General features: G+C 68.5%; 8 protein-coding genes. 2 read left to right on the plus strand and 6 right to left on the minus strand.

Annotated features, from left to right (window positions below; genetic code table 11):
• Positions 1–5: 5 nt before the first annotated feature.
• The gene (locus tag LC092_RS14225) at positions 6–437 is read right to left on the minus strand and encodes a DUF4440 domain-containing protein (RefSeq protein ID WP_224807575.1); all 432 of its coding nucleotides are present in this window, start codon (positions 435–437) and stop codon (positions 6–8) included.
• A 1-nt stretch (position 438) separates the two neighbouring features.
• Positions 439–1,536 carry a ligase-associated DNA damage response exonuclease gene (locus LC092_RS14230; protein WP_224807628.1) on the minus strand — a complete coding sequence of 366 codons (1,098 nt, stop codon included), beginning with the start codon at positions 1,534–1,536 and terminating at the stop codon, positions 439–441.
• A 92-nt stretch (positions 1,537–1,628) separates the two neighbouring features.
• Between LC092_RS14230 and LC092_RS14235 the strand changes: the two genes are divergently transcribed.
• Both LC092_RS14235 and pdeM read left to right on the plus strand, forming a co-directional pair.
• Positions 1,629–4,160 carry a ligase-associated DNA damage response DEXH box helicase gene (locus tag LC092_RS14235; RefSeq protein ID WP_224807630.1) on the plus strand — a complete coding sequence of 844 codons (2,532 nt, stop codon included), beginning with the start codon at positions 1,629–1,631 and terminating at the stop codon, positions 4,158–4,160.
• Positions 4,157–4,882, plus strand: a complete 726-nt coding sequence (pdeM, locus tag LC092_RS14240; protein ID WP_224807584.1) for a ligase-associated DNA damage response endonuclease PdeM — start codon at positions 4,157–4,159, stop codon at positions 4,880–4,882. Before LC092_RS14235 ends, pdeM begins: the two co-directional genes overlap by 4 nt.
• Before the next feature lie 25 nt (positions 4,883–4,907).
• Here pdeM and LC092_RS14245 read toward each other — a convergent pair whose 3' ends face one another.
• The 4 genes from LC092_RS14245 to LC092_RS14260 form a co-directional block, all read right to left on the minus strand.
• Complete coding sequence (locus tag LC092_RS14245) at positions 4,908–5,402, minus strand: DUF3429 domain-containing protein (RefSeq protein WP_224807586.1); 495 nt, start codon at positions 5,400–5,402, stop codon at positions 4,908–4,910.
• A gap of 45 nt (positions 5,403–5,447) precedes the next feature.
• Positions 5,448–6,242, minus strand: coding sequence for a TIGR02186 family protein (locus LC092_RS14250; protein ID WP_224807588.1), 795 nt, complete (start codon positions 6,240–6,242; stop codon positions 5,448–5,450).
• A complete protein-coding gene (locus LC092_RS14255; RefSeq protein ID WP_224807590.1) occupies positions 6,239–7,171 on the minus strand; it encodes a sulfite exporter TauE/SafE family protein in 933 nt (310 codons plus the stop codon). Before LC092_RS14255 ends, LC092_RS14250 begins: the two co-directional genes overlap by 4 nt.
• 219 nt (positions 7,172–7,390) lie before the next feature.
• Positions 7,391–9,211 (minus strand): SEL1-like repeat protein (locus LC092_RS14260; RefSeq protein ID WP_224807601.1); only part of this gene is annotated, 1,821 nt, incomplete at its 5' end.

Genomic DNA, 9,211 nt, shown 5'->3' on the forward strand with positions numbered 1-9,211 from the left:
ACGGATCACGGCTCGTTGACGATCATCGCGATCCGCCAGGTGTCGCCGTCGTAGAGCAGATGGTAGTGGCAGGTGAACTCGATCACCGGCTCGCCCTGCGCATCCGACTGGGTCCAGCTCAGGGTGGCCACCGCCGTGTCGCCGCCGACGTAGCCGGCCAGGACCTCGTAGTCGGAGGCGACCACGCCTTCCTTGTCGAGCGCGGCCAGAAGCTTTTCGATGTTTTCCAGCAGTTCCTCGTCGTCTGCGAAGACATTGCCCTTGCCGAACTGCCAGATGACATTGGGATAGGCGAAACAGTCGGCGACCGCATCCGCGTCGAAATCGTCAAAGGCCGCGCGATAGTCCTCGAAGAGGTCGAGCACCGCCGGCTCCAGCTCCGTGCCCGTTCCAGCGTCCACGTCCGTGTCGCGATCCGCACCATTGTCCTGTGTCATGTCAGCCTCCCGCGGCCTTCCCCGCCATCGTTTCACGTTCCGTCGTCTCGCCCGCCGGCACCCCGTCCGGGATCGCCGCGCCGGCATCCAGTTCCGCCTCGCCGTCATCGCCATAGCCGATGAGGTTGAGCGGCCGGGCGGCAAGCCCCTCGCCGCGGCACCAGTGCACCAGCGCCTCTTCCGCGCCATGCGTCACCCAGACCTCGCCCGCGCCCGTCTCCTTGATCGTGGCGCGCAGGTCGTCCCAGTCCGCGTGGTCGGAGATCACCAGCGGCAGCTCCGCCCCGCGCTGGCGCGCCCGCGCCCTGACCCGGACCCAGCCGCTGGCAATCGCGGTGACCGGATCGCCGAAGCGCCGGGCCCAGCGGTCGGCCAGCTGACCCGGCGGGCACAGCACCACCTCGCCGGCCAGTTCCTTGGAGCGCCGCCCGACTGTCTCCAGCGGCCCGAGGTCCACGCCTTCGGCTTCGTAGAGACGGCAGAGCTTTTCCAGCGCGCCATGCAGATAGATCGTGCGGTCGTATCCGGCGGCACGCAATTCCGCAATCACCCGCTGCGCCTTTCCAAGGGCATAGGCACCGACCAGATGGGTACGGCCCGCGAATGTCTGCAAGGAGGCGAGCAGTTTCGCGATCTCGTCGCGCGCCTCGGGATGGCGAAACACCGGCAGGCCGAAGGTCGCCTCGGTGATAAAGACGTCGCAGGCAACCGGCTCGAAGGGGGCGCAGGTCGGATCCGCCTGGCGCTTGTAGTCGCCGGAGACAACAACGCGCGTCGCCCCGCGCTCCAGCCGGATCTGCATGGACCCGAGCACATGGCCGGCCGGATGGAACGACACAAGCACGCCGTTGATGTCGAGCGTCTCGCCGGCGTCCGCGCGCTGGCGCATTCCGGTGAAGCCCTCGCCATAGCGCACGGCCATGATCTTCAGCGTCTCGTCGGAGGCCAGCACCGCGCCATGGCCGGCGCGCGCATGATCGGCGTGGCCATGGGTGATCAGTGCGCGCTCGACGGGGCGCGTCGGATCGATGTGAAAGCCGCCTTGCGGGCAGTAAAGTCCCTCATCGGTGAGGGTGAGCAGATCGGCGCCAAGGGTCATCACCGGCAATGTAGGGTCGCACCTCGCGAATTGGAATGGAGGACGCGCAGGCCGCTCGACGCCGGCGGCGCGAGGCACTATCTGTGGGCGCCATGGATGCCGCCGGCCCGCCTCTTCTTCCCCCCGAGTTCCAGCGCTGGTTCGAAAGCCGGGGCTGGCAGGCGCGCGCGCATCAGCTGGACCTGCTCGAGGTTGCCCGCAACCGGCGCTCCGCGCTGCTGATCGCGCCGACGGGCGCCGGCAAGACGCTCGCAGGCTTCCTGCCGAGCCTGACGGACCTGGCGGCGACGCCACGCGCCAAGCCCGGGGCGGCCGGAAGCCGGCGCGGGGTGCATACGATCTACATCTCGCCGCTGAAGGCGCTTGCCGTCGACATCGCCCGCAATCTCGAGGCGCCGGTGGAGGGCATCGGCCTCGACATCCGCATCGAGACGCGCACCGGCGACACGCCCTCCCACAAGCGCCAGCGCCAGAAGAAGATCCCGCCCGACATCCTGCTGACGACACCGGAGCAGATCGCCCTGCTCCTGTCCGATGCGCAGGGGCGCGAGATGCTCACCGGCGTGAAGACCGTGATCCTCGACGAGTTGCATGCGCTGGTCACCTCCAAGCGCGGCGACCTGCTGGCGCTCGGCCTTGCCGCGCTGCGGCGGCTGTCGCCGCAACTCAGGACCATCGGCCTGTCGGCGACCGTGGCCGAGCCGGACGACCTGCGCGCCTATCTGGTCGAACAGAGCGGCGACGAACCGGACAGGGAGGCGCGCAATCTCGCCGATCTCGTCACGGTCTCGGGCGGTGCCGCGCCCGACATCACCATTCTCGACACCGACGAGCGGCTGCCCTGGTCCGGCCATTCGGCCCGGCATGCGGTCCCGGACATCTACGAGATCATCCGCAAGCACCGCACCAGCCTCGTCTTCGTCAACACCCGCTCGCAGGCCGAGGCGCTGTTTCAGGCGCTGTGGCATGTCAACGACGAGAACCTGCCGATCGCCCTGCACCACGGCTCGCTGGATGTGGGCCAGCGGCGCAAGGTGGAAGCCGCGATGGCGGCGGGCGCCCTTCGTGCCATCGTCTGCACCTCCTCGCTCGATCTCGGCATCGACTGGGGCGACGTCGACCTCGTCGTCAATGTCGGCGCGCCAAAGGGCGCGAGCCGGCTGGCGCAGCGCATCGGCCGTTCGAACCACCGCATGGACGAGCCGTCGCGGGCCATCCTGGTGCCGGCCAACCGCTTCGAGGTGATGGAGTGCCAGGCAGCGCTTGCCGCCTCGCGCGCCGGCGAGCAGGACACGCCCCCCTTGCGCACGGGCGCGCTCGACGTTCTCGCCCAGCACATCCTCGGCGTCGCCTGCGCGGGACCGTTTCTGCCCGACGCGCTGTTCGACGAGATCCGCACGGCCGAGCCCTACCGCCACCTGACACGGCGCGACTTCGACCGCACCGTCGCCTTCGTGGCGACCGGCGGCTACGCGCTTCGCACCTACGAGCGCTACGCCCGGCTGAAGGACGACGGCGACGGCCGGTTGCGGCTCGCCCACCCTTCCTTCGCCCAGCAATACCGGCTGAACGTCGGCACCATCGTCGAGGCGCCGATGCTGAAGGTCCGGCTGGTGCGCTCCAAGGCCGAAGGCCGGCGCACGCCGGTGGGGCGCGGCGGACGCATGCTCGGCGAGATCGAGGAATGGTTCGTCGACCAGCTCATCCCCGGGGACACGTTCCTTTTCGCCGGCGAGATCCTGCGGTTCGAGGCGATCCGGGAAAACGAGGTCTATGTCTCGCGCGCCCGTGCCCAGGCGCCGAAAGTCCCGTCCTATCAGGGCGGCAAGTTTCCGCTCTCCACCTTTCTGGCGGCGAGCGTGCGCGCGATGCTCGCCGATCCCGGGAGCTGGTCCCGGCTGCCCGGTCAGGTGCGCGACTGGCTGGAGCTGCAACGGCTCCATTCCGCGCTGCCAAGGGCCGACGGCCTGCTGGTGGAAACCTTCCCGCGCGCCAACAAGCATTATCTCGTCTGCTATCCCTTCGACGGGCGGCTGGCCCATCAAACGCTCGGCATGCTGCTGACCCGGCGACTGGAGCGCCTTGGCGCGCGGCCGCTCGGCTTCGTCGCCAACGACTATGCGCTCGCCGTTTGGGGGATGTCGGACCTCGGCGCGATGATCGCCGAGGGCCGGTTGTCCCTGGACGGCCTGTTCGACGAGGACATGCTGGGCGACGACCTCGACGCCTGGCTGGCGGAATCGAGCCTGATGAAGCGCACCTTCCGCACCTGCGCGGTGATCGCCGGGCTGATCGAGCGCCGCCATCCGGGCAAGGAGAAAAGCGGCCGGCAGGTCACCGTCTCGGCGGATCTGATCTACGACGTGCTGCGCCGTCACGAGCCGGATCACATCCTTCTGGAGGCGACCTGGCAGGATGCGGCACAAGGACTTCTGGATATCTCCAGATTGGGCGAACTTCTGCGCCGAATTCAGTGCCGAATCGCGCATACTGCGCTTGATCGGGTGTCTCCGCTCGCCGTTCCGGTGATGCTGGAAATCGGCAAGGAGCCCGTGTTCGGCGCCGCGCAGGAAGCCTTGCTCGGCGAGGCCGCCGACGATCTTGTCAGGGAGGCAATGGGGTGAGTCCCTTCACCGCGCAGCAACCGGTCCGGCGCTTTGCGCCCGTGTGCCACGACATCTCGCTTGCGGGCGAGCTTGTCGGTCTCCACGACAGCGGCGCGCTGTGGTGGCCGGACGAGGACACGCTCGTCGTCTCCGACCTGCATTTCGAGAAGGGCTCCAGCTACGCCCGCCGCGGCGTCATGCTGCCGCCCTATGACACCGCCGCGACGCTGGAAAAACTCGCCGGGGTCATCGATGCCTTCGATCCGAGCCGCGTGATCGCGCTCGGCGACAGTTTTCACGACACAAACGGGTCGGACCGCCTGCCGGCGACCTATCGCGCCATGCTGACCACGCTGCAGCTCGGGCGCGAATGGATCTGGATTACCGGCAATCACGATCCGGTCGCGCCGGTGTCGCTGTGCGGCGAGACCATGGAAGAGGTCCGGCTCGCCGGCCTCGTCTTCCGGCACGAGCCGGAGGAGGATGCCGCTCCCGGAGAGGTCTGCGGCCATCTTCATCCGGCCGCCCGCATCCGCCGCTACGGGCGCAGCGTGCGCCGGCCCTGTTTCGCAACAGACGGACAGCGCATGGTGCTGCCGGCCTTCGGCGTGCTGACGGGCGGTCTCAACGTTCTGGACGAGGCCTGGTCGGGCCTGTTTCCGCCGCGCGGCTTTTCGGTCTTCATGTTGGGCGAAGGCCGCCTCTATCCCTTCACGGCGAGCCGCCTCGTCGCCGACTGAGCGGCTGCCCCCGTCCCGCGCGCCGTCAGCGTGCAAGCAGGATGAGCAGGCTTCCCGCGGCGACCAGAAGGCTTGCGACCACCACCACCGTCAGCCGGCGCCGTAGCCTCACGTACCACTGCGGCAGCGTGCCCTTTTCCCCCGCATGAAGATCCCAGCCGCCCTGCAGCAGGAAGCCGCAGGCGAGCATCAGCAGCCCCCAGCTTGGCGGAAGAAGCACGGCGACCCAGCCGCCGAGGGACGGCATCACCGACCAGCCGAAGACGCCCGCCTCGGCGCGCGCGCTGGCAACCGCGATCCCCCAGCGCACCCCGCCCAGAAACGACAGGATGACCGCGCCGTACACGATCAGCGCCAGCGTCGCAAAGACCGCGAACTGCGCGTCCACAAGGCGAAACGCCGCCGCCGTCAGATAGAGCGCGCCGGCGAGAAACGGCAGCAGTCCCGCATAGCCGAGCATCCGCGACAGTCGCGGCGCGGGGCGTTTCTCGACGGCGGAGTCGGCAGACTGGAACGTCACGGGACCACCACGTGTCTTTCGGGTTGCATCTCCTGACGATACGCCTCAATCGCGCCGGAAGATCACTCCCGCGAGCCAACCGGTGAAGATCGCGAGCGCGACGGCCAGCAGGCCGTAGAGCGCGGAATATTCATAGGCCAGACGATAGGTGAACTGCTCGAAGCCGGACTTGGCGATGGTGAGCGGCTGTTCGGCCTGCGCCAGCAAGGCTCCGCCGCGCAACAGATAGGTCGACACGGTGTATTCGCCCACCGGCACGTTGGCCGGCAGCGACACCGATGTCCTGAACAGCGAATCGCTCAGGAATTCGATGCTGTCGGTCTGTTCCTGGTAGAGACCGTTCTGAACCCTCAGGCGCAGGAACGCTTCGCGGAAGTTGTCCCGGTCGCCGATCGGTACGTCGGAGGCGATCGCGATCGGCAGATTGAGGTTGCGCAGGCCGATGCGATGGCGCTCCAGCACGGTGCGCGAGGCCATTTCGTGGGGCGCGCGCGTGGTGTGCACGGCCAGGAAACTCGGCACCCGCTCGAAGGTCTCGGAATCGCGGTTGACCCAGATCCCCATGAAGCGGCCCTTGCGCCGGGTGGTGACCACCTGCTCCGGCCCCGACACCACCACGGCGAGATCGTAGGGCTCGGGCCGCGCGACGGTCAGCGCATCGCGGGCGATCTCGCCGAAGACGACGATGCGCGTGCCGGTGAAATTGGATTCGATGTTCACCCGGTCGGCGGAAAGCGCTGCGATCAGGTTTTCCGCACGCGCCGCCGGTGCCGCCGGTGCCGCGGCCAGGAGGCAGCCGAGGCCGAGGAGAACGATCATCTGCCGCAAAGGTCGTCTCATCGGCGCACCTCCGCGATCGCAGCGGAGACCGAAAACAGCTCGTCGGGCTGAAGCACCAGGTTGACGGCAAAACGGACGCCAACCGACAGCACGAGAAGCGCGAGCAGCAGACGCAACTGGTCGCCGCGCAGCTTCTGGCCCATGCGCGCGCCGAACTGGGCGCCGATCACGCCGCCGATCATCAGCGCGAGCGCCAGCACGATGTCGACCGACTGGGTCGACATGGCATGCAGGAAGGTCGCCGCCGCCATGGTGAACAGGATCTGCAACAGCGAGGTGCCGATCACGATGTTGGTCGGCACGCGCAGGAGATAGATCAGCGCCGGCACCATCATGAACCCGCCGCCGATGCCGAGAATACTGCCGAGAAAGCCGATGACGCCGCCGAGAAAGATGATCGGGATCACGCTGACATAGAGGCGCGACTGGCGAAACCGCATCTTGAAGGGCAGACCGTGCACCCAGTTGTGCCGTCCGGGCTGGCGCGCGGCGACGCGCACACCGCTCCTGCGCCGCGCCATCGAGCGCAGCGATTCAAACAGCATCAGCCCGCCAATGGCGCTCAGGAACGTCACATAGGAGAGCGAGATCACCAAGTCGAGCTGGCCAAGCGTGCGCAAGAGGTCGAACAGCCAGACGCCGATGGCCGAGCCGATGACACCGCCGACCAGCAGCATGCCGGCGAGCTTGAAATCGATCATCTTGCGTCGCCAGTAGGCGACCACGCCGGAGGCGGAGGAGGCCACCACCTGCGTCGTCACCGTCGCGACGGAAACCGCCGGCGGAATCCCGGAAAAGATCAGCAAGGGGGTCAGCAGGAAGCCGCCGCCGATCCCGAACAGGCCGGAGAGGAAGCCGACCGCTCCTCCCATTCCGAACAACATGAACATGTTGACGGGCAATTCGGCGATGGGCAGATAGATTTGCACGTCACACCGGCGACTGGGCCGCTCGCTTGCCCGGGCGGCATGTTGGAGATGAGGCGGCACACGGTCGACCAGCTTGTCGACCCCTGGGCGCGCCACCGAGACGTTCTGGCGGCAGCGCCTTTCGTCCGATAAAGCGCGCTTGTGACAGGCGTGTCAACGTCGCACGCCCCGTGCCCCATTGAAAACCGCCGCGAACGCTCCGATCCGGCGTCTTTCCGGTCAGATCGACTGGCCGGACAGCGCCTTGAGCAGATCGGCGCTGATCTTGCCCGTGACCGGCAGGCCGGACGCCTCCTCGAAGGCCCGGACCGCGTCGCGCGTCCGGTTGCCCACCTGACCGTCCGGCGCGCCGGGGTCGAAACCGCGCTTGGCCAGAAGCTTCTGCGCCAGCATGACCATGTCCCTCGGATCGCCCGAGTAGGTCGCTCGCGACACGGTATCGGCCGGCGCCGACCAGGACGGCTTCAGCTCGACCTCGTTGGCGGCGGCGGAGCGCGGCGCTTCCTTCCAGTTGGCGACGGCAAGGCGCGCTTCGGCCAGCTCTTCCTTCGACAGCATGTTCGCCAGTTCGTCGCGCTTGTTCGCGGCATCGCCGTCGCCCTGGGCGGCGGCAAGCGCGAACCACTTGTAGCTTTCCACGAGGTTCTTCTCGAGACCGAGACCGCGCGCATAGAGAATGCCGAGGTTGTACTGGCTGTCGGCCAGGCCGAAGTTGGCCGCCTTCTTGAACCAGAAGGCCGCTTCGCGGAATTCCGGATTGCCGGAAATCCCTTCCGCGTAGAGCACCGCGAGATTGTGGGACGCCTTGGCATTGCCCTGTTTCGCCGCAAGCGCGTACCAGTCGCGCGCCGCCTCGAGGTCGCGCTCCACGCCGCGACCCTTCTCATACAGCGAGCCGAGACGGTATTGCGCCGGGGCAAGACCGGCCTGCGAGGCCTTCTCGTAATAATGCGCAGCCTTCTGCAAGTCGGGCGTCACGCCCGTGCCTTCCGTGTAGCGGGCCGCGATGGCAAAGAGCGCCTCCGGGTTGCCCTGGGCTGCGGCCTGGCGCAGCGACAGCGAACCGACGTCCTCCGGAATGGCGGCCAGTGCGTTGCCATCCGCGCCGGTCATCGCTGCGCTGCCGGCGGTGTCGGACTGCGCGGGCGCCTCCATGCCGGTGACGCTTGCCGGGGTCTGGAACGGCGTCTGGAACTGGGCGGCCGGAATGTTGCCGGGCTGGGCGGAAAAGCCGTTTTGCACATTTGCCGGCGGCGCAAAGGCCATGTTTGGCGGGACGTCGCCGGCGTCCGGAGCCTCGGTGCCGGACCCGGCGGACGTGTTTGCAACGGGGCCGACCGGCGCGGGGGAGACCGCTGCCGGGGCGGTCTGCCGGGCTTCGGGGGGAGCCTTGCCGGTCACCGGTTCGCGCTCGGGCACAGCCGTTGCCGAGGCCTGCTGGACAGGCTCTTGCGGGGCGGTCGCATCCACCGGCTGCTCGATCGCCGCCGGCGTTTCCACAGCGGCAATGTCGCTCGAGGACGGCGTGACCTGCTTGAAGATCTGAAGCGCGCCGATCGCGATCACCACCGCGGCTGCAGCCAGCAGCACGGCCCGGCGTCCGCCGCTGGAAAACAGCGATCCCTTGCCCTTCGCTTCGCTCAGCTCCTGCGGATCGGGCTCGCCGGGGCGCCCTTCGGCGCGCAGCTCGGGCGCCGCCATTTCCGACAGTTCCGCCTTGCCGCGGCGGCTGCGCGGGCCGTCGCGACGGTCCTGGGCTCCTGCCGCCGGTGCGGCGGCTGCGGGTCCGGCGGCATCGGACGCCTTGCGCTTTCCAGGCAGACGCGCGCGCAGCCAGCCGGCGGCCGTCGCTGTCTTGCCGCCCTCGGCGGCCGCGTCGTCGCGGGCCTTGCCACCCAGAAGACTGCGCGGAGTGTTCTGGTCCTGAACCTCGGCGGCGGCCGCCTGGGCGGCCCGGCGCGCGGCGGCGATGAAATCGGCCTTGCGGTCGCGCGGATCGCCCTGCGCGGCGGCCGGAGCGGCGGCGCGCTGGGGCTGCGG

The organism is Stappia stellulata, assembly GCF_020176715.1.
Classification (GTDB): domain Bacteria; phylum Pseudomonadota; class Alphaproteobacteria; order Rhizobiales; family Stappiaceae; genus Stappia.

What these genes read in the sequence shown, in the direction of transcription:
- LC092_RS14230 (WP_224807628.1), bottom strand. Translation starts at nt 1,536, where the DNA reads ATGACCCTTGGCGCCGATCTGCTCACCCTCACCGATGAGGGACTTTAC.
- LC092_RS14235 (WP_224807630.1), top strand. Translation starts at nt 1,629, where the DNA reads ATGGATGCCGCCGGCCCGCCTCTTCTTCCCCCCGAGTTCCAGCGCTGG.
- LC092_RS14250 (WP_224807588.1), bottom strand. Translation starts at nt 6,242, where the DNA reads ATGAGACGACCTTTGCGGCAGATGATCGTTCTCCTCGGCCTCGGCTGC.
- LC092_RS14225 (WP_224807575.1), bottom strand. Translation starts at nt 437, where the DNA reads ATGACACAGGACAATGGTGCGGATCGCGACACGGACGTGGACGCTGGA.